Genomic DNA, 23308 nt, shown 5'->3' with positions numbered 1-23308 from the left:
TAATTACATGAAGAAGGCGGAAGAAGTATGCATGATTCCCCGTTTTTGCTCACAGTCCTGAATTCGCTTGATTTTACTTATTTCAAGGGCAATACGACGCGATTTGACGTGAAGAAATCTCATAGTTTCGATCAGCCATTCACACTCATCTCCCAAATTACGGACGGGCCGCTGCTTCTTCATATTGGCAATGAGAGCTATAAGGTTGAGCCCGGGCAAGGGTTGATTATCCCCCCGCATACCAAATATGAAGTCAACATGCTGGAACCTCAATTCGTCACGCATTGGCTGAATGTGGACATCACTCTTTTTGACCATTTTAAACTGTTCGACTTTATAGAAACGCCTTATGTCACCTCCGAAGCTATCGGAAATAACATCGGTCGGCTCCAAACTGAAATAACCGCCTTGATGAACACCGATCCAATCGACACCAGCACTTCCTTGTACAAAGCAGCGCAAGTCAAGCAGCGACTGTTCACTCTATTGGAAGTTGTTCTTTCCGTCTCCCGTTACAAAATCGGCAGCTTCGAGAATATGAGGAATCTCCAACGGTTTCAACCCGTGTTCGACTACATGGAGAAACATCTTACCGAGAAAATAAAGGTGACACGAATGGCCGAAGTGATGTACTTGTCCATCTCCCATTTTCATAAAGAATTCAAACAAGCCTTCCAAGTTTCTCCGATGCAATATGTCCAAGCTCAGAGATTGAAGAAGGCGCAATATTTATTGGCTACGACAGATTTAACAATGGGGGAGATCGCGAATCGGATCGGCTATGATCATACGTATCCATTCATAAGATTTTTCAAATCAATGTACGGCAGCAGTCCCGGCAAATACAAAAAAGCGCTGACTCGCCTATAGTCCAGTTTACAAAAAGAACCTTGTAAGGGTTGAAGCCCCTAAAGGTTCGACTTTAATTACTGTGTTACCATTCCAAGAGTTCTCTGAATGCACTCATCCAAATGGTATTCACGTTCATTTGGTAACATGCTGACCTCAAAGCTGTTTAATTGTATTGCTTCTCTGATCTGTATTACATGCTCAGTAATGTCATTTACTTCTACTATCCATTTATGGACGTAATTCTCTACCATATTACCTTTTAAACCTAGTTGAACAGCGCGTCTATGCAAAGGATTTCCATGTATATCACGATCAGGATCCCATTGACATCTAACTTGAGAATTTTGTAATTTTAATTTCCATTCATCGAAAGATACATAGGCATCTGAATGAAAGGAAGACAAAACTACATCTGACAAAATTGCATCAAATCCTTCTCTAGAAATGTCGATTGCTAGAATTCTTTCTTGATCAACTTTGGTACCCCAGCCTGACCGATACATCATCCATAAAAAAGATGGTTTGATCCACGTCATCCTTTCCATTTTAAATGATGCGCCGAACGAACCTAACTCGACTGCTTCATCTGCAATCTTATGGTTATAAGCTTGATACACTCTAATTGTTTTTTCATTGTAATGCGCAAAAATCTTCTTCTCTTCTGCATGTTTAGTAGTATTGTTCATTGAGTTACATCCTCGTCGTATCTAAATTTGTATACGGGCAAAGTTTAATCTCTTTGCTCGTATACATTCATTCCTTAGAGCTTCCTTTGTAATTGATACAAGGCATTTTCTTTAATAATCTCATTATCCGACTGAGTAAGAATTTCCAATTTCGCTCGGGATTCAGCCGTATTAATCAATTCCCTCAAATGGCGCTTCGATCTCCGAGACGACCATGATCTTCCCCGTTCTGGCATCCATATACACAACCATCTTGTTGCCCGCCGGGTAGGCCTCTTCCACAACCCACCCATCATAAATTTGTCTGTTCTTATTGTCATGAAGCACCAGACTCTTCTTGAAGGTTGCTTTCCATTCGGCTTTGGAGTCAGGGTCCAGCTTTTTGGCAATTTGTAATGCTGCCTCTTCATCGATTAGCAATGGTATTTCGTTCAAAGCTTCTCTCAAGCTTGCCCGGACTGCAAGAGCAGCCGCTTCAGCGTAAGTAAGATAACTGTGATCGCCGAAGCTTTGGCCAGTTTGCCCCTCTAGTAGACCATCTCCGTATGCGACAGCGATTTTATCGGAATCAAAAGCATCGCGATAATCCGTAAATGCTTTTTCAGCATTTATTTTTTCCTCCAGAGTTGCGCTTCTTGGATTTTTTCCAAGCTTCGTTACACCAACTACTGCTCTATCCCTAAGAATTCCCCCATCCTGATTGTAGGCAAGCGTATATACAGATGCTTTCTCTCTGATATAGGCAGGCACTGGCAGTCCTGAAAGCAGCATTTCATGCCATAAACCAACAGGTATGTTACGATCCGTGTTCATAGGATCTTGAAAAGACCGTCGCAACACCTTAAGCATCGGCTTGGGAAGCTTACCGCTTTGGTAGGCTGCTTCCAGTTCTTCAGTGAGCCAATGGTTTGCCGGTAAAATCGGCATGTTATACGCCAATTTCCCCATGACCCGAAACATCATCGATATCGCTTCGGCATTCGTCAGCTTATCGTTTGGTCTAAATTTATCTTGCACTGTGGCGTCCAATACCCCTTGAATATACGCAATCTCAACCAAACCTCTCAGATTGTCGCTGATATCTTGATAATCCTGCAGCGCTTTTGCCGGCTTTAATTCTTCCCCTGACCAGCTCCCCTTAATGAAAGAGCCAATCAAGAGCTTTACCATTCCTCCGACCGCATGTTCACGGGTAATCTCCGTCCCTTGTCCAAGCTCATGAACATACATCTTGATCCAGGCTTCACTGTCTTTCTCCGGCAAAGCCGTCGCCATCTTCAGCGCCGTCGCCCAATCATCGAGCACAATGGGGTTATTCAGTTTAGTCCCATCCAGCACATTTATTTGAAATGAATTCCACTCTTTCAGACTAATTGAACCTTGTATCGAAGTCGAAGCGTTATCCCTGTAGGGTAAGATGAATTCCTTGTATTCCTTAAGCTCCTTCGTCACCCAGTGGGTATCATCCGAAGCCCCGTAAGCCACACTTCCACATGACAATATAACAGCCAGCATCGATACAAGCAGCTTCTTTTTCATCGCCTTCACCTCTTCAAAATTATTCTCCTGTCGATTTGATTAGACGATGAATTTTCCAAAAAGTTCCTTTAACTTCAAAAAACCGATTGGAATTTTCCAGCAGGCAGACTCCATATATGAGGTACTAGACAAACTCTCGGAATTGAAACAGCGAGCGTCTACATAGCGGTTTTCAGCAATCTTGCGAATCCTACCTAGTTCCCTTTGGGCTTTGCCATGACAGAGAGCCTCGTGTGAAAAGGAACTATGATCCGCTAACTGGCGGAAAATGGGGTAAACATAGCATGAAAGGGAACTGAAATCCGCTATTTAAGCGAAACCTGCCGATTCCAACCGGAAAATGGTGACATAGCGGATCGTAGTTCCCTCTGGCGTGGAATATGACGGTTTTCAGAATTATAGCGTACTGTAGTTCCCTCAGACTCGCTATCCTGACACCTTTTGCTTGTATCGCAGCTTGACGTTCCCTTATCTCCGCGCGGTAGCTAAAGCTAGCGGATCTCATTCTGCCAACTAGCTTGTTTATACCTCCAAACCAACAGCAATCCGAACAAATAAGTACATTCACAACTACCTTGTTCTCGTCTCATCGCATCTTATCGAACCACTTCATCGTGCTGGTTTGGCCTACAACCCAAGCCTGGAGACTTTATGAAATTAGACATTCGTTTTCCTTCTAGCGGAAAGTTATAATACCGTTAAAATTTGATTTTTATGATGATTGTCGTGATCGATAAATTCATGAATGATATAAAGCAGAGAATAGGGTATGCCGGTGTGCGGGCAAGTTTCTAATCCGTTCGCGGTAACATGTCTAGCAACAACGTCAGACTCGTTTAACAGTGTTTCAACCAGCAAAGTACGAGTTTGCTTAAATTCATCGAGCAGACAATCTTTAGAAATTCCCGATCTGGCATATTCATACGCTATTTTGTTAAATGAATTGAAATCTGGAAATACCATTCCTTTTCCATTTTTAATCGCAGGGATAATCGTAGAGAGGATATAAGTATCCCAATTTTTAAGATGCGAAATAATCTCTCCTACTGATGCTTTTCCTTCAGCAATCGGTTTTTTTTCACAAATCAACATTCACTTTCCGATACTCCCCCGGCGGAACCCCGGTATATTTTTTGAATTTACGAATAAAGGCATTGACACTGTAATAACCGACCATAGAAGCAATATCCAACACTTTCAAATCGGTCGTGGCTAGTAACTCTTGCGCTTTTCTCATGCGAACGTTGTTGATGTAATCACTAAAGTTAATGCCTTTCTTATTCTTGAAATAAGTCGATAAATACGTCCCTGTAATACCGAGCTTGTCGGCTACCAATTCCAGGGTAATATCATCACCAAGATGAGCGTTGATATAGTCCGTTGCAAAGTCAATGATGGGATCTACTTCCTCAAACTTCCTGCGAATAACTGCTGATTCGACCTGAAGAAACCATTCGAAATACTGTTCCAATTGCTCTAATGTAAAACATTCACGCACGTTCTCGTAAGGAAGGGGTCCAGGTACGTTAAGTTCACCAAAAGCCGAAATACCGGACTCTCTGCCAGAAGCTTTGTTGACTTTGCGGATGACTTCTGTTGCATATTCATGCAACTGACGCAGTGTAGCACTCTTCCGATCGAGATAATGGAGGCGGCGTTTTACAATTTGAATCAATTCGGATGCGTTCCCCTTTTCCAAGTTGGCATAAAATACCCGCTCCTCTTCCTGATCCAAATAAACAGGATTGGTCGGCCCGGGCTCCGTAATAATCTGAGTGTCATCTCCCGTGCGCCGTCCGTTCAATAAGAGCAATATTTGATTATACGCGTCGGAAAATTTGGAAGAGTCCTCGTACCTGTCGCTGACGGAGATCGACATGAGACAGTATTCCCGGTCCAAATCGAATACTTGTTTCCAGCGTTGTAAAAATACCTCGATGCGGGAACGTTGATCCTCCTCCATAAAAATTAGGGACAAGATGATATCATTCTCAATTTGGAAGGTAACGGATTCCGCGAACGCCTCCGTCAAATCTGCATTGACAAACTCCTTAAATAAATTAGCGGCTTTATCCTGGGCAATACCCATATCTGTTTTCAGCCTTGATGTAAACAAAAGTTGAAAACCAATCAAAATAAAGGGTTTGTCCATATTCGGAGGAATATTGGCTTCCTTCACATAGCCGCGAATGTTTTTGAATTTATTGGTATACGCGTAGTACTTGAGGAGTGAATTCTGACGATCCAGATCCTGGTGAATGACAAGATTTGTCCGGAACAACTCATTAATTTTTTCACTGATAACATTGAATTCTTTAATTTGACTTTGCGGAGGAAGAGAGAAATTGAGTTGTCGAATCGATTCTACAATTTTACGGATTGGGTTATTCAGACGTACACTAAAAAAGATGGAAGCGGCAATGCTTAACAATAGTGACACGACGAGTATGGAAGCTAGAATAAGATTCAATCTTGAAATTTGAGAGTCGATTGAAGATGTAGGAATAACATTGACATAGGTAAACCCGCTTAAAGTCCCTTTTTGATAGAAGAAGTAAAAGGTTCCTACTTTCATATGACCTTTCATCTCGTTCATGGCAGGAAAGGTTAGGGTACTTTCACGATCAGAAGCATAAAGGATGTTTTTCTTCTCATTTAATATAAACAGCTTACTGCCTGGTGAAGTGGATTTGTAAAATTCCTCCGCCATTTTCTCATTGTCCATCAAGGCGATGATGGCAATACTTTTGTTGTCGCTGTTGAATAAAAGGGGCATCAAGCTGCCACTTTTTTGGGGAATATCCAACGTTTTGAGCGAAAAATTCGAGGACGCATACAGCTTAAAGCCATTGTCGCCGCTCATTTCTTTTTGCCAAAAGTCGTAGGTATACGTGTCATTGGAATAAAACTTGTCGAACATATCATGCAAAGAAGCGGATCCATCTTTATCCAAGGCTAGGTCAAGACGATTCAGCACAACAATCATGTTGGATAAGTAAAGCGACGGATTCGTTAAATACGCCTGAAGCTCATTACGAAGTTGGGTGACCGCCACATAATCAATGCCACGCCCTTTATTCCAATTCACAATGCTGGCATTGACTTTTAAATACTGGGTAAACGTGAAATTCTTAATCGTTCTAATTTGGTCTTCGTAATGTTTGACGGCGGTGTCCGTTAAGACGCTATTGTTCTCAATTAATTTTTCCTCCAGATTGGTACGGAAGAACGCATACGAAACAAAGTTAAAAGAAACCGGTAATAGAATAATCACAATAAAGCTGATCAGCAGCTTGAAGAACAGCGAACCCGCCTTCTTTGGAAAAGGTCGTATATTGGCCAATCCGAGCGCCCCCCTCTAGTTGCCAAAATTATATCATGTTTATCTATGAGTGTAGAACAAGTGAAGCATGCTAGGAAATGTGCTGTTATACACAAAGTTAGCCGTTCTTCCGATTAAGGGGTAACAAAAAAGCCACGTTCTCGCAAACATCTCGAAAACGGTGACTTTTTTGAAAATGAAGCTATCTAATTAATTCATCGCTCCCTCATACACATTAACATCTTTGATGCTTGTGTAGACGCCTTGATTCGTACCATGACCAATGATTCGGATGTACTTGGCAGTTATACTTGGGAATGTATAACTTTCATATTCGGCTGTTGTTCCGCTGCTTGTGCCCGAGTATACATTCGTCCACACGGTACCATTTTGCGAAACCTCAATATCAAAGCTCGCCTGTCGTTGATGACCCAGATACCAGGCAATATCCACTTGATTCACGCTTTTGACATCATCAAAATGGAATTGAATCCACGGATCACCCTGCGGATTGTCTGGCGTCACCAGCGAGGAGTCCGCTTTGGCCGACCAAATCGTTGTCATGTTGTCATCGATGCCATTGTCCGGAATAAAACCTGCGCTGACAACATTGCTTTCTGCTCCGGTTACCGTGAGTAAGGAAGAATCCACAACCGTAAGTGTGTAGGTGTTGGTGACAGTCCCATTGGCAGAAGTCACTTGGATCGTTGCGGTTCCCGTTGCATCACCGTTCCAATCCGTATGAACCGTTGCATTCTTGTCATACTTGATTGCCGAAACCGTAGCTTGCGGCTTTTTCGATGATTTCGGCACGGTATAAGTAAAGGTGCCGGAATTAAAACCTTGTATGAACTTTCCGTTGAGAACAATCGCAATCAGTGTAGCATCGTTGCCGGTTTGGCCCCCTCCAGAGCTTTGAACCTCTTGAACCGTATCCGTCGACAGATTCAGAGACACCGCGGCTTCTTCTGACGCGAAGGTCCATATATTCCCTTGCTGCGTCAATGTGACATTCTTAGGAATACTTTGCGAATCGGACCAGGAAAATGCGGCGGCATTGGTCCAGTGCGATTGCGTCGTATTCAGTAAACGAAACGCCTGTCTGTCCATACTAGATTCGTCTGTAACATAAGGTACAGGTGCCGCACTCGAAGTCACATTGCTTCCTGTCAGCTCTTTATATCTCAAATTGGCCGTCAAGCCCGTTGTCAGATAGCTGCCATCCCCTAGGGACTGAATATTCTGGCTTTCCGGGAAGAACCTAAGCTCCAACTGTTTCGGTTGATCGACTTCAATATCGTCAACAACCACCAGGATGTCGGGCTTCATATAAATCAAATGACGTTTATACTTTTGAAGACCAAGATCGCTGTCATAAGCCTGAGTAGCATCTCCGAGCATATAATCATAAACGGAAGTGGATACTGTTTTTACGATGGCAGGCTCTGACTTCACACTTTGCAAAGGAATGTTGCTCAGGAACTGTGCACCTTCGCCTAACTGTCCAGTACCATTGATCAGCAGTGTGTTATGATTCGATGTTTTCTTGTTCGCATAGCCATCATCCCTGATTAGCCACTCCCCATCGCCGAAGATCATGAAATGATTGGCATCCGGATGCGCATGAGCCACTCCCCAGTCGTCCAAAGGGGATTCGTTCATATGGAGCGCTTTATGTCCAATAGCGGGACCACTTTTGAAAGCGACGACGGATCCGTCTCCAGACCAGTCCGACCTAGCCGAAACAATCCCCAGATTATCAAAAATATGCAGGGTTGGCAGGCTGCTTACCGAAGCCTCTGGCACCGTTGGGTCATACCACAGCAGATTGGCATATTTGACATTCATGGATTCAATGTTCGCAGTATCGATCTCATTCGCAAGCCCTTGCGCGATGCCATCCGAATATTTCCCGGCAAGCAGCCTTAAGGACATATCAGGACCATACCAATTTACATTCGCATCATCGCCAAAATTAAGATGATTGACATTCGGTTTCCAGCTGTTTTTGGGCAGGGACATATAAGCAGCATACGTTGAAGCCTGTTCAAGCCACTTATTGTCCGTGTAGATATCTACGTCAAAAAACTTCTGGGCAATCTCGCCATATTTCAATAAGTACTCAAGACCGTACTGCCAATAGGGGTACCCCTCTTGACTCGCTCCGTCATCGGCCAAAGCCTGCAGCACCTGATCAAATTTTCCTATAGAGTATTCGAGCCATGGCAGCGTACTGCTGCCCGTATTGTGCAAGGCCACCCCTGCGGCAGTCAGTCCGCTTAAACTCACCCACAAGTGGTTCTGTAAATAGCCTTCCGTCCAATACACTTTCTTATAGTCCATACTTCCCTCAAAAGGCTGTCCGGTTGCCTTTAGATACATTTCGCTGCCACGCGTCTCCAACTTCTGCTTGATCGTCTCTCGCGTAACCGTATCGAGATCGTTATACAACCAGTCATAGACGATGGAAAGACTTAACAATTGATGCCCCGCAGCAAGATCGATATTTTTGAGTTCAGCTCTTCCCCACGTAGGGTAGCTGACGGATGCAAGCGCGTAGGCTTTCGCAGCGTTATAATATTTGACATCTCCGTCAATGAGATAGGCTAATGCTAAATAGATCGTTCGGTCTGCCGTATCTCTTTGCCATGCCTCACCCGTATACTTATCCACATAATACGTCGTAGGCGGAGTTAGCACAAAGGCATCCGCTTTGGCTTTAATTTCATTCCATATGTGCTCATGCGTTCCGCCTGGAAGGATAGCCGTTTTCAGCTGGTTCACTTTCGCTTGGTCAAGGAAAAGGCTCGGATGCACGTTCGTATAAGGCTCCATTACGGTCGCCAAGGGCTGTATGCTGATGTTGACTGTCGCATACGTGGAGCTGCCGTTGTGATCCGTTACCCCGATATAAAAGTGATCCGAAGTGTAGCTTCCCGGGTTGGCTTTATATGTCCAGGTGCCATCGCTTTTGACATGGACCGTCCCGTGTTCAGACTCAGCAAGCTTCGTATACGTTAGTGCGTGGCTATTCGAATCGGCGGCAACTACCTGCCCATTGACCGAAGCGCCAAAGGTTGTGGTCGCTGTATAATCGGGTACCGTGATGTCCGTATTGCCCCCGACCTGCACAAGACTTACCGCTCGGAATCCCCTGTCTTGTGTAGTTGCGGTTACAGCTGCAATGCCTTGACTAATCGCCGCAACTACCCCATTACTCACACTAGCGACACTCGCATCCGATGTTGTCCATGTCAGATTCTGATTCGTTGCATTCACTGGCGCGATCGACGCTTGCAGCACGCTGCTTTCGGCAACTTGCAAGACCAACTTATCCGGAGTGAGGCTAAGCTGCTGGACATAAGTCCAAGGGATGACACTTTCATTGTCGTACCAGGTTATCCCCGTGCCCTGATCCGGCATATTTTCGATCCTCATTTTCACAGCGCCTGGCGGTGCTTGGATAATACTCTCAACATGCTGCCAGTCACGGCTTCCTTTAAATCCACCTACAAACACCATTGGAGTTATTACCGCATTCGCACTGTCATAGAATCCAATCCTTACCCGTGCCCCTTCAACGGACTGAACATTTGCGGTCTTGATCCAACCTGCAAATTTATAGTAATTCCCGGCGATAATCGATGTAATTTCTTTAGATAGGCTGATTCTTCCGCTATTAGAAGCGTCAATCTTGATTGATTTCCCCCCATCCTTGGCCATAGCGTTATCCAGGCTTGCTGCAGGCCCTGCCTCATAATTCGTAACCGTCCAACCATCGGGTAGTAAACTGCCTGAAGAAACCATCTCGAAGTTCCCATTCCGCAAAAGGCTGTTTGCCTCAATCATCGTTGATGCTGTTTTATTGCCATCTATAGACGTAACCGTTATCGTTGCCGTCCCTTGCCCCACCACATGAATGCGGCCGTCTACAACCGTCGCAACGGCCGGATTCGAAGATGTCCACACGACTCTTTGATCATAAGCATTTTGCGGAAATACCACGGCAGACAGTTCAATGGTATCTGTAACGGCAGCGGTGACTTTATCGGAATTAACAGCAATATGATCCACACTCACTCCCGAATCCCCTACAGATACATAACATTTGGCGCTAAATCCCCCCTCACTAGTTGTTGCTGTGATCATCGCTGTTCCATAACCGATAGCTGTCACTGTCCCCCCGCTGTTCACCGTGGCGACATTCGAATTCGAAGATGCCCACGTAATCTGTTGATTTGTCGCATTCGAAGGTGTAAGTGAAGCATGCAGCGCTGCGCTTTGCCCAATCGTCAGTTGTGCTGAAGGCAAATCCAACGCTACTCCCTGCACGGGATAGAATGGAACTACTTGAACATCGTCGTACCAGGTTATGCCTGTGCCTGTATCCGGCATAAGTTCAATCGCCAGCTTTACGGATCCTATTGGCGCTTGCAGTGTTTTACTAACCAAACTCCAACTGTTGCTGCCTTTCAGTCCTGATGTATACACCAAAGATCCGATAAGCGCGCTTGCCTGGTCATAAAACCCTATCCGAATACGCGCTCCTTCTAGGGAGGCGACATTTTCGGTTCGAATCCAAGCAGAAACTTTATAAGATTGACCCGCTACAACTGATGGGACATTCTGAGCAACGCTCTTTCTCCCGCCAGCCGTTGCATCCATCTTGACCGCATGTGTTCCCTCGTGATACACAGCGCCATCCACCGTAACGACAGGTCCTGCGGTATACTCCTTGATTGTCCAGTCCGTTGGATTGCCGTTTGCCAATTGCGTTTCAAAGCTCCCATTCAACAACATATTGCTGCCTTCTGCTTGCACGCTTTGGTGAAAAGGAAGAACAAACCACACCAGTATGGATACTAATACAAAGTGTACGGTAGTCCTGTATAACCCTTGACATATTCGTTTAGCTCCCACGAAATCATCTCTCCTTATGATAAGAGTCAAACCCGCATTCGCGCCAAGCGAGCGCCAATCTGTTTCGCAAAGACGTAGATGCGGGTAAAGAGGCTAACTACATTTTGAGTAACGGGATTTACTTCGTTTTCTGAACCCGGTCAAAAGCAGCCTGATACACATCAAGCGTTTTCTGAAGGCCTGCTTTTTTGAGTTCTTCTACGTATTGATCCCATTCGTCCAGACTTCTTTGACCTACGATAAACTTCGAAATACTCTCTGAATACGCATCAGTGACCGCTTTTCCGGTGATGGATAAGGTATCCAGCTCATCTTGCGTGTTCTTCGGAAGCGGACTGTAAGCATCCATATACTTGTCTGCCTCATCGTAAGCCGATTGCAAACTGGGGGAAATGATGGATTTGTACGCGTCGAAATCAAACCAGGTATAGGTTCCCAGTGTCGTCAAGCCATATTTATTCGCTAGCTCGGTCGCGTTGCTGAATAAGCCGGGCTTGAATTGCTTCTTACCATTTGCCACCGTAAAGGTCTCGCCTTCTTTGCCCCAGCTTGCCATGGTTTTTCCTTCTTCACTGTAGAAAAAGTCCATCATTTTCATAATTTCTTTAATTTTCTTCGACTTGGCCGATACCATCAATCCCCCGTCTACAGACTGTGTATTGAGCAGCAATGGTTTAGTACCGGCGAAGCCCGATGCAGGCGGCATAAAGGCTAGGGTGGAATCCGGATTTTCCTTGCGCATTGGCGTGTTGAAGAAATCGATCCGAACGATGTAGTCATTCGTTACAAAGCTCTTATTCGTCGAAATCATATCCTGCCAACGTTTCGTATCCACAGTCAGGAAGTCGGCTGGAATCAGGCCATCTACGTAAAACTTATGCAAGTATTCCACCATTTTCTTGTAGTTAGGCTCAATAGGACCGAACTTAGCTTTATTCGAATTCTTATCCAGATAGTAACCACCGTTCGTATCAAAAGAAGGAGCCATATTGCTAAGAATATTCAAGCCATTACGGAAAACAAAAGGCGTTGAATCCGGATAAATTCGCTTGAGCTGCTTTAATTCTTGATAGAACTCATCGAAAGTAGCCGGCGGCTTCAAATTATTTTTCTGGAAAATATCCTGACGATACAACCAGCTCATACCATTTGCCTTTCCATAACCTTCATTAGGAAATACGTACATTTTCCCGTCCGACGCTAGGGACGCTTTCACATAAGTCGGATATTTGTCCATCCATTTTTTAAAATTTGGCATGATATCCGTGTAATCAAGAATATTGGCGAACACCCCTTGAATACCGTAGGTGTTGGCAATCGGTGTATAGCCGAATGTTAGATCAGGCAATGAGCCCGAAGCTACATTCAAAGTAGTGGTATCTTGTAAATTTCCAGAGGGAAGCTGCACATTCCAAGTAGCTCCCGTTTTCTCCTCAAAGTATTTCCAGATCGGCCAATCCTTGTTGTACGGCCAGCTTGCATTGGTTTCCAACAGCGCCGTGAACGTATTCTTAGCCAATGCCGTACTTCCTGCAGCTGTACTTCCTGGACTTTGCTGCGGATTCCCGCTGCTGTTAGGAGCCGCGCTCTCCGTGGCTGATTTGGTTGTACACCCAGCAAGTACAGTAAGAGCCAACGCCATATTTAATACAACTAAACCCACTTTTCTCATGTACAACTTCCCCTTTATCTGCGAGTGATCTGTAACAAGCGTATTTGCGATGGTCATCCTTTGATCGAGCCTACCCAAACCCCTTTATCAAAGTATTTCTGCAAAAAGGGATACAGCAGTAGAATCGGCAGGATAGAGACCATAAGAACCGCATATTTCAGTGACTCCGAGACAATGGCATCGCCTTGACTGCTAGTTGCTTCGGAAGCCATCTGTCCAGCAAGCATAATATTGCGTAATACGACGGATAACGGGAATAGATTGACATCCCTGAGATATAACAGCGGTGTGAAGAAGTCGTTCCACAATCCAACCATCGTAAATAATCCAATCGCCGTAAAAACAGCTTTTGACATTGGAAATACGATACGCAAAGCAATAGCAATATCGTTCAAACCATCCATTTTACCCGACTCTTCTATTTCCTTTGGTATGCCTCGAAAAAACGAGCACATCACTAACAGATTCCATGAATTCACAGCATTCGGAAGCACCATCGCCCATACGGTATCCATAAGCCCATAGGACTTAACGACAAGAAATGTCGGGATCATACCACCGCTAAAAAATAAAGTAATGACAACCATCAGGGTAAAACCTTTTGTAAAAATCATCTCTTTCTTCGTAATGGCATAAGCCCCGAAAGCTGTAATGATTAAAGAAACCGCAGTTCCAAGCGCCGTGTAGAGGATCGTATTGAGAAAACCCTTCATAATCCGGGAGTCCTTCAAAACCAGCTTATACATGTCCAGATTAAACCCTTTGGGGTACCAAGTAACCGCGCCTTTCATGACAAACGTACTTTCACTCAAGGAAACCGCAAGCATGTAAAGAAATGGATAGAGGGTGATCACGACCACACAAAGCATAAGAACGAGGTTGAGGATGGAAAATACAGTGATTCTTTGCTTCATAAAGAATTCCCTTCTACCATAAGCTAGTTTGCGTAATTTTGCGACTCATGTAATTGGTGCCTAGGAGAAAAACTAAACTGATGACGGATGCAAACAAGCCAACCGCAGAAGCGTAGCTGATCTGTCCGCCAATTAACCCTATCTTGTACACATTGGTACTTAGAATATCCGCCGTCTTCAAGTTGATCGGGTTCGTAAGCAGAAACACTTTCTCAAAACCGACTTGTGTAATATTGCCCACATTGAGGATAAGCAAAGTGATAATGGCAGGCGCAATACCTGGCAAGGTGATATGCCACATCTTTTTCCAACGCGAAGCCCCATCCATTTCTGCCGCTTCATATAATGTTGGATCAATCGCTGATAATGCTGCAAGGTAGATGATCGAACCCCAGCCAAAGCTTTGCCACACCCCGGATGTCACGTAAATCGCACGAAACAAGCCTGGTTCCATCATGAAATTGATGGGTTTATAGCCTAGCGATTGAATCATTTCATTAATCAACCCGCCCGAAGGCGAGAGAAACGTAACAATCATGCCTACGACAACGACATTGGAAATAAAATGAGGTAAGTAGCTGACCGTTTGAACAAAACGTTTGAACAGCGCATTCTTCACCTCATTGAGCAGCAATGCCAACATGATCGGCGGTGCAAAACCAAACAATAAGGAATAGATCCCCAGCAGAAACGTGTTTTGGATCAACTTTAGAGAACCTGGGTCCTGCAGGAACATCAAATAGTATTTGAGCCCCACCCATTCACTCGACCAAATCCCTTTCACTAAATTGTAATTCTTGAAACTTATGACGATCCCGAGCATGGGAGCGTATTGAAAGAAGACATAATACAATAAACAAGGCAAGAACATCAGAAGCACATATTTCCCTTTATCTACTCTTTTGAAAAAGTTGGGTTGGCGATTGATGTAACGGTGTTCGTTGTCCATCCTGATTTCCCCTCCTCTCTTGACTCTGACATGAACCCCTGAAACTGAAACCACATTTTGATCATAGCAGGCCCACTCCGCACTGAAAATGACTCTTTCTTCTTAAAGTTATCCTTCCTCAAGCTCATCATTAGATCGGCTAACCAGTCAAAGCTCTGCACATCTCCTAGATGGGATCTTGTCTCCAGACAACGTAGAAAACCTAGCCTGCTGTGGATTCCAATAAGAAAACCTAGCCTCTTTATTCGATCAAAACCTCCCTCTAACATCCAAATAATTCCAGATGCTCTTTTTCAAGCAAATGATCACCATTTTGCCAATAAAAAGGGAGTCTTGCTTAGGGAATCATGTTAAGGGGAACTACAGTACGCTATTTCGGCAAATAGCAGGGATCTGAGGGGCATAGCGGAACTACAGGGTCTTATTTCCACGAAAAGCGCTGAGTTTCCCATGAAACAGCAAAATAGCGTACCGTAGTTCTCTCATCCCCGCGATAATGATACTTTTCACCAAAATAGCGCACTGTAGTTCCCCTTCCTCCGCGCGAAGCAGCTGAAGTAACTCCACATTCACTCCAAAACATATAAACTCGATGCTTACGTCCCCTTTCTCCGATATTGTAGGAACACGGGAGCCAACATGAAATGCTTCATCTCATCTTTAAACAAAAAAAGCAACCCAAGCTGCAAACGCAGGGATTGCTTTTTTTTTAGACAGAGCCGCTCAGTTTATTCTTCTCGCCACAAAAGTAAGATCATAAATATCAATAACACCGTTCTTGTCGATATCGGCTTTGCTTACCTCTGCCCAGTTGGCGTTTGACGAAGCTGTGCCAAAATGATAAGCCACAAATCCCAAGTCGGCGACGCTGATTTTGCCGTCAGGAAGTCCGCCTAATCCGGCAATGTCGCCCATGCTGGCAGTGATCACCTTGCTTGTAAACAAAGCGACAGCCTGGTTGACTTGCACGACGGCCTGATCCAACTCGGCTTGTGTAATATCAAGCCTAGCCAAAGAGGCTTGCGCCACAGCAATAATCGCTTGCAACGCTGTTTTCGCTCCCATGATGTACTGCCCGTTGGCATAGCCCTCCACGGCTCCGGCATGCAAAGCTTCAGCATTCTGTGCAGCAGCGAGCAGCATCGTCTTATCTAGTATCGCCGTAACGATTACCGTTTTTTCTACTGGCGCAGCCTGCCATTCATTCCCGTTTCCGTCCGCTAATGTGACAGGACCGCTTGCAATTATCACCCCGCTCGTCGTGGTCTTCGCTGTGAAGGTAAAGCGCAACACGGGCACATCGCCATTAAGTACGTGGGCAGCATCGGTTGTCGCCAAGACGAACCTTTCGGTGCCCACAGGGCTGCTCGAAGTCCGGTTCAAGATAACGGTGTTGGCTGAAAGTGGCTGTGCATCGATCAGTTCAAACGCCTGACTATCATAATGGATCGTAACATCCTGCGCTGACACATTCCGTGCTCCCGTTAATCCGTAGTCAAGCGTATACGTCTCGCCTATTTTCACTTGATCATCGCCTGTCAGAACGGCAGCCGCCGTCCCCGCAGAGACTTCTCCATTTACTAATCGGATAACACCAAAGCCAGAAGTGTCCACCCAACCCTTGTCAGTCAAATTGTTCCACATAGCCACACTATTTCGTGTTCCAATGCCAGGATCATCATTAACCTGAACATCGAATCCCATAACATGACCTGCCTTAGGAGTTATCGTATTCCATCTGATTGCAGCTTCCACCCGGTAACCAAGGATGTTATGGTCATCTCCGTATACCGTCTTCGTAACAGATTGCAGCTGATCCCTGAGGAATGTCCCTCTAGAGCTGATTTGATTCAAGTAATTGAATCGAATTTGTGCATCATCGTTCTCATACAAACTGCTTTTGTGATTATTCTCATCAATAAATAATTCTACAGAATCCTGCAAATGGGTTTGCGCATTCGTTGCGCTTAATAACGGGTCATCCACTTCAACCAACACATATAGATATTGGTCATCCCACTGGGTCCGGAATTTCCCTTTGGCCCCTTGCGCTGTTGAAGTTGTCAAGTACCGCTCAGTCGTATGAATACTGCTTTCATCCCAGCTTGCGTCTATCTCTCCGTCAATGATTGGTGTACCTTTTCTTGCTTCCGCATACAAGGAGGCCGGGGTAAATTTCAACAAACCCACGTTAGCCATCGTGACTGCTTGCTGGCCAGACGTATCATTCCAATGAATCGTTTCTGCGCCATTCGCTATGCTAACATCAAATCCTATGTTTTTACCTACAGCAGGTAGGGTACTATCCAACGGCAAACGGAATATGCCTTTATAACCGTTCGCTCCATCCTGCAAATAGCTGCTGGCACTCCCTTGAGCCTGCAGTCTGCTATACGTATACGCATGATCGTCCTGATCATAAACCGTCGTTCTGCGGTTATTTCCATCCACAAACAACTTTACTGCGTCCGTGGCGTCTACGGTGCTATCATCCACTTCTACTTTGACATACAAGGCGTTGTCATGCCATAACGTCTTGAAGGAAGCGCTAGTGTACGTGCTGCCTGCGACCGTTACTGGGGTCATATAATCCCACACAGGATTCTCTAATCCAGCAGCATCCATCGTCAAAGCCCCACTCTCTTCAGCATGTATCGTTTGAATACGGACTGGTAGCTTACTTGGGTCTACCAACGCCCAATAAGCCGACTTCGCTTTTAAAGATTCATCGAAGAGAAGGGGAAGATCCTTTCTATTAGCTGACGTCTTATCCAGCCATGTGCGATCATCAGCTAATCCCCAAAACGTAACACCTGTAATATTCGCTTTATATTTGTTGAAAACTTCAAACATGTCTTTGTATTGGTAGGCTTGCTGAACCAACAAAGCGTCCACAATCTGCTTATCGGTGATGGCATCATACTTTTCAGTGTCATTTTTGTAGATGGACATATCCATCTCTGTAATCTGAATATCGATACCAAGTGCCACTAGCTTCGCCATCGTACGATCTACTGTATCTTTATCCGGAATATAGATTGTATTGTGCGTTTGCACGCCGATTCCATGAATAGGTACTCCCTTTGCAAGCAGGTTCTGAATCATGCTAATGGTGAAGTCCAGCTTGGCAGATGATTCGAATATGCCGAATTCATTGTAAAAAAGCTTCGCATCCGGGTCTGCTTCATGCGCATATTGGAACGCTTTTTCAATAAACTCCGGCCCCGCTATACTATACCAATTGGTTCTGCGGAAGCCATCCGATTGACTAGCATCAATCGCTTCGTTGACGACATCCCAGGCATAAATCTTGCCTTTATACCGTTCAACGATTGTTTTGATATGGTTTTCCAATCGCGCATACAGCAATTCTTTTGTCGCAGGTTGACCTTGTGCATTCACAAACATCCAATTGCCGACTCCTTGATGCCAAACCAACGTATGACCGCGTACTTTCATCCCGTTCGCTTGGGCGAAATTCACATAGGCATCGGCCGTATCAAAAGTGAATTCACCTTCCCTAGGCTGCAGATAAGAAGGCTTCATGGAATTCTCAGCGGTTATGCTGTTGAAATGCTTCTTAATTAAATCGCTGTGTACATCCCCATTCAAATAATCGGGCGGCAATGCAACCCCGATGGGGAAATCAGCGGCAAAAGCATCCTTCAATGAGGGGATATTGGTTTCGACAACCTTGGGAGGAATCACCTTTTCCACCACACTGACATCATCCAAGTAGAAATTGGTTCCCGTGCTTGCCGTCTCGAAATAAAGATCCAGCGACGACAAAGTGCCCGTATATTCCAACGTAAATGCGCCAGAGATTTGCTTCCACTCCTGCCCATTTGCCGTTACAGAAGCAACACCCTGATAAGAGGTTACGCCACCTATGACCTTCTGGAGACTTAAACTAATCTTTTCTTCCTTCCCCTCCGGAAGTCTGACCCAGGCTGATACGAGATAAGTCTTCCCTTTTACAAGTTTACTTAACATTGGCTGCATGACGCCTTTCCAATTTGCACTGCGTCCTGACACCAGCAAACTTTTCGTTCCATTATACACAGGCTGTGGCGCATAGACAGCTTGGAGAACGACGCCGCTGCCCCGAATTTGCCAAGGGCTGATTCCAAGCTCCATACCCGGATTACTGATCAGTTCATTGGGTTTCTCCAGAAGAACCGCATCATCCACATAGATATCAAAGGCATCCGTAGCGGATTCCAAATACAGAGTCAAGTTCGTAATCGCTCCCGAAGTTTCCTCCGCCACTTTGTAAGTTGCTTGAATTGGGGTCCATTGTCCGGCTACCAAATTTTTGGCGGACCCCACTCCTTTAAACACGCTGGGCTTCGTTCCTCCATCAATGCTCTTATCCAGCGTAAGCCGGATCTCCTTCCCGGCACCCGCAGCATCCACCTTGACCCATACACTGATGTCGTATTCACTGCCTACCTTCATCTTGCCATAAACCGCCTGCTGCACACCGCGAAATGCAGCGGTACGGACAACCTTCATGCTGTATGCCCCCGTATGAGCATCACTATTGACCGTAAGTGTTGAGTTACCACGCGCTGTCCAGCCATTGACTGTTCCTGTCTCGAAGTCAGGGTTCGTAAACAGGTTAGACGCAATCTGCCCGGAAGGCACCGTTGAATCTATCGCCGCCATTCCAATCAAAGGATGTAGAAGCGACAAAACCATCATGAATGTAATAAACAAGATGAGCTGGAAACCTTTCATTTTTCCTGAAAACATTATTATCCCTCCTTTATTCCTAGTCAAAAGAGCAAGAAATCTATCCTTTCACACCGCCAAGCGTTAAGCCTTTGACAAAATAGCGCTGCAAGAAAGGATACACGAGAATGATTGGCAAACTGGATACAACGGTCATCGTTGCTCGGATAGATCCTGGTGTAACCGCATGTTCGGTTTGCCCAGCTGATGCATCCTGTAAGGCTTGCTCCATGGTCCCCGTCACTTGTTGATTCGCTGATTGTAAAATCTTCATGAGCTCATATTGAAGCGTGCTTAAATTCGGATTATTAGATGCGTACAGGAACGTATCGAACCATGCGTTCCATTGCGAAACGGCAATGAATAGCGCGATTGTAGCAAGTACAGGCATACACAATGGAAATATGATTTGTACAAAGATGCGAAAGTCACCTGCTCCGTCTATTTTGGCTGATTCATTCAAACTCTCCGGCAAGGAATGAATATACGTCCTGATTACCAACAGATTAAAGGCTGTTACGATACCAGGAAGCACATAAACCGCAAAGTTATTGACCAATCCAACATCCCGGATTAGAAAGTAAGTGGGAATGAGTCCGCCATCAATATACATGGTGAATACGTAAGCCATTGTAATGAAACTTCGCAACACATAATCCTTCCGACTGATTGTGTACGCCACCATCGCCGTTAGAAACACACCTGAAACAACGGCAATCACTGTACGGAGGAGAGAAATCATACCCGCATGCCAAATATGGGAATCTCGAATCAAATCCTGATAATTGAATAACGTAAACTGTCTGGGCAACAAATAAATGCCACCCTTCATACTGTCCGTTGCATCATTAAGTGAAAGCGCTATTACATTGAGAAAAGGGTATAACGTAAATACTAACAATAAGCTCAATAGAATCGTATTGATGATGTCAAACAGATTACTGCCTGTTAATAGCTGTTTTGTACGGTACATGCCCAGTCCCCACCTTATATAATTCTTTCTTCACCCAGTTTACCCGCAATGTAGTTGGCCATTAATAGCATGGCGATACTGACGACACTGTTGAATATACCTGCTGCTGCTGCAAAGGAATAGCGGGATAGGCGTATACCGTACTCCAATACAAAGATATCGAAGACCATCGATTTATCCTTAACCAAACTGTTCCCGAGCAAGTACTGCTGTTCAAAACCGGCCTGCATCACGTGACCAATACTCATGATGAGCAGAATCACGATCGTTGGTTTTATACCTGGAAGGGTGATATGACGGATCTTTTGCAACCGGTTGGCTCCATCGATATCCGCCGACTCATAGAGATGTGGCTCGATAGCAGAGATTGCCGCCAGATAGATGATGGCGTTCCACCCTACATTTTTCCACACATTTGCGATTCCGATAATCCACCAAAACAGTTCCGGTTTCCCCAGCCACATTTGAGAAGAATCGATGACTCCCAGCTTTAGCAGCAGAATATTAACGATCCCATTGTCAGAGGAGAGCATCACCATAATGATATTAGCAGCAACTACCCATGAGATAAAATAAGGCAAATAGGAGATCGTCTGCACCGTTCTCTTAAACCAAGTCACTCTCACTTCATTTAATAAAATCGCCAACCCGATCGCCGTAATGAAGCTAAACGTAATATTGATGGCGCTCATGGCGAGCGTATTGCGAAGAACATGATAGAACAACTCATCTGTAAAAATACGTTTAAATTGCTCAAGTCCAACCCACTTTTGATGTAAAAAGCTTTTGCCTGGCACATACTCTTGGAAAGCCATCGACCATCCCCATAAGGGCATATACTTAAAAATGAATAGATGGATCAAAAGCGGGACAGACATAAGAACTAGAACTCTTTGCCGCCATAGTCGCTGAGTAAATGATTTTTGCAGCATGATGGACCTCTCCTATCCGCTTGTTCGTTACTTTCTCTTTATCTGTGAAAATCTCTCATCTGGCTTGAAGCTGAGGAGAACTCTCCTGGAGTCCCCCCTCACCGCCAAATGTTTACCAATTCTTCATGCGGAAATCAACCGATTTCTGAAGTTCATCGATATACGATTTCGTATCCAAAGCCTTAAATTTCCCTGTATACTCATCCCACACTTTGTTGAAGTCAGCTGGATTCGACAGAACCAGCTTCGGAATGTAGGAGGTCAATAAATCATCGATCTTCTGCTTGGTCAGCTCCGCTTTTCCGCCCTTTTCCAACACAATATCAAACAGCGGGAAATACTTGCGTACTTCTGGTTTTGCAAATAAATCATTGTAAGACGTAATGCCATATGCCTTAATGATTTCTTTATCGATGTCATTATAAGTGGCCGTTAGCAGTTCTGCCTGATTGTCGGCGCGCGCTGCATTTCCATCTGCCCAGTACCCAACAGAAATTGGCAGCCCCAGGAAGTAATCCCCACCCCACTGCTTTTTGTACTCCGGATTCTTAAAGTTTGCGATCATCTCAGGAGTCCTATAGAACCGGCCTTTCTCGTTAACTTTATAATCAACGTCCTTCACGCCCCAAGAAATCAAATTCTGCGTATCTTGTTTCGCTAGATAATCCAAATATTTGATAATGGCAACTGGATCTTTGGCATCCTTAGAAATACCCATACCGGCTGATGTTGACATACCTAGTGGTGGGGTATACTGCTCTTTGATGCTGCTATCGTAGACAAGTGGCAACGGTACGAAAGAACGCTCTGGTTTCTCTTTGTCCAGAATATCAATGGCTTTCCCTATCTGGAAACGCTGGTCGTGTAAGCCAAGTACTCTACCGGAAGTAAGCTTCGCAATGTATTGGTCGTAGTTCATGATGAACATCTCTTGATCCAACAATTTTTTGGCGTTAACCTCATTCAATTTCTGATAATAACGCTTCGTCATGTCTTTATCCTGGAAAGTATCTACCTTGAAACCGCCATCCACCTTGTTGGCAATTCCAGCACCATCATTGGGATAGCCTGCGAGAAAGAATGGTGGATTAACCAAGTCATGTTTACGCGAGCCCTCCATGATCCCTTCAAAGCCAATCGTTTTGCCACCCTCAATTTCCGGATACTTCTTGGCATACTTTTCGATCAAATCAAAATATTCATCAAGCGTCTTGATCTTCGGGTAGTTAAACTCCTTCAATACCGCTTTCTGAATCCAAAACCCAGTTTGGGGAGTTCCCAGCAGCGGGGCTTTATCCCCCTCTTCGTACGGCACCCATCCTGGGAGAAAATAAACCTTGCCATCCGGCTGTTTCAGCTTATTCCAGCGGGCATTGTATAGTTTCTTAAGATTCGGAGCATATTTGTCCACTAACTCATCGAGCGGAATATAGGCGCCAGCGCTAAGCAGCTTGGAGGTTGATGGCCCTCCGTCCATAAGATCAGGGTAATGACCGGAGGCAACCATGACGCCAATTTTGGTATCCAAATCACCCACTAGATATTCCCGCTTTAGCTTGACATTTGTCTCTTTGTCAATCATGTCACCTACGCGAGTAGACCCTGGATAATCAGGTAAGGAACGATTAATAAATACACTAAATTCTTTTGGTTCCGCTTTTGTAATGCCCCCTGAATCCGTACTGCTTGGTTTTGATTCCCCGGCGCTGCATGCTGCAGCAGTCAGGGCTAAGACAGCGACTAACGATACGGAAGCCGCTTTTCTGAGAACTTTCATTAGGACTCACTCCTCATGTTTTTATCCTGCAGGTTATT

The 23308-nt window shown here is 44.9% G+C and carries 13 protein-coding genes; 1 reads left to right on the top strand and 12 read right to left on the bottom strand.

What is annotated here, in order from left to right; genetic code table 11:
* The first annotated feature begins 27 nt into the window (after positions 1-27).
* A complete protein-coding gene (locus tag LOZ80_RS05175) occupies positions 28-870 on the top strand; it encodes an AraC family transcriptional regulator (RefSeq protein WP_238170422.1) in 843 nt (280 codons plus the stop codon).
* 56 nt (positions 871-926) lie between these two features.
* On the opposite strand, the gene LOZ80_RS05170 is transcribed toward LOZ80_RS05175, so the two are convergent.
* The 12 genes from LOZ80_RS05170 to LOZ80_RS05115 form a co-directional block, all read right to left on the bottom strand.
* Positions 927-1538, bottom strand: coding sequence for a DUF4291 domain-containing protein (locus LOZ80_RS05170; RefSeq protein ID WP_238170421.1), 612 nt, complete (start codon positions 1536-1538; stop codon positions 927-929).
* A 171-nt stretch (positions 1539-1709) separates the two neighbouring features.
* Positions 1710-3077, bottom strand: a complete 1368-nt coding sequence (locus LOZ80_RS05165; RefSeq protein WP_238170420.1) for a hypothetical protein — start codon at positions 3075-3077, stop codon at positions 1710-1712.
* A 687-nt stretch (positions 3078-3764) separates the two neighbouring features.
* Positions 3765-4169, bottom strand: coding sequence for a DinB family protein (locus LOZ80_RS05160; RefSeq protein ID WP_238170419.1), 405 nt, complete (start codon positions 4167-4169; stop codon positions 3765-3767).
* Complete coding sequence (locus LOZ80_RS05155) at positions 4156-6420, bottom strand: helix-turn-helix transcriptional regulator (protein ID WP_238170418.1); 2265 nt, start codon at positions 6418-6420, stop codon at positions 4156-4158. Before LOZ80_RS05155 ends, LOZ80_RS05160 begins: the two co-directional genes overlap by 14 nt.
* A gap of 189 nt (positions 6421-6609) precedes the next feature.
* Positions 6610-11319, bottom strand: a complete 4710-nt coding sequence (locus LOZ80_RS05150) for an Ig-like domain-containing protein (RefSeq protein WP_238170417.1) — start codon at positions 11317-11319, stop codon at positions 6610-6612.
* A 118-nt stretch (positions 11320-11437) separates the two neighbouring features.
* On the bottom strand, positions 11438-12991 hold the full coding sequence (locus LOZ80_RS05145; RefSeq protein ID WP_238170416.1) for a type 2 periplasmic-binding domain-containing protein: 1554 nt from the start codon (positions 12989-12991) through the stop codon (positions 11438-11440).
* 53 nt (positions 12992-13044) lie between these two features.
* Positions 13045-13905: a carbohydrate ABC transporter permease gene (locus tag LOZ80_RS05140; protein ID WP_238170415.1), complete on the bottom strand. Its 861-nt coding sequence runs from the start codon at positions 13903-13905 to the stop codon at positions 13045-13047.
* 13 nt (positions 13906-13918) lie between these two features.
* A complete protein-coding gene (locus LOZ80_RS05135; RefSeq protein ID WP_238170414.1) occupies positions 13919-14854 on the bottom strand; it encodes an ABC transporter permease in 936 nt (311 codons plus the stop codon).
* A 723-nt stretch (positions 14855-15577) separates the two neighbouring features.
* Positions 15578-19609: an endo-1,4-beta-xylanase gene (locus LOZ80_RS05130; RefSeq protein WP_238170413.1), complete on the bottom strand. Its 4032-nt coding sequence runs from the start codon at positions 19607-19609 to the stop codon at positions 15578-15580.
* Positions 19610-19649: 40 nt separating this feature from the next.
* Positions 19650-20561: a carbohydrate ABC transporter permease gene (locus LOZ80_RS05125; RefSeq protein WP_238170412.1), complete on the bottom strand. Its 912-nt coding sequence runs from the start codon at positions 20559-20561 to the stop codon at positions 19650-19652.
* Between the two features lie 14 nt (positions 20562-20575).
* Positions 20576-21493, bottom strand: a complete 918-nt coding sequence (locus LOZ80_RS05120; RefSeq protein ID WP_238170411.1) for an ABC transporter permease — start codon at positions 21491-21493, stop codon at positions 20576-20578.
* 112 nt (positions 21494-21605) lie between these two features.
* Positions 21606-23270, bottom strand: a complete 1665-nt coding sequence (locus tag LOZ80_RS05115) for a type 2 periplasmic-binding domain-containing protein (RefSeq protein WP_238170410.1) — start codon at positions 23268-23270, stop codon at positions 21606-21608.
* Positions 23271-23308 lie beyond the last annotated feature (38 nt).

It is taken from the genome of Paenibacillus sp. HWE-109, assembly GCF_022163125.1.
Lineage (GTDB): Bacteria > Bacillota > Bacilli > Paenibacillales > NBRC-103111 > Paenibacillus_E.
Note: the sequence above shows the minus strand (reverse complement) of the source record. Positions and strands in the feature narration are given on the sequence as shown.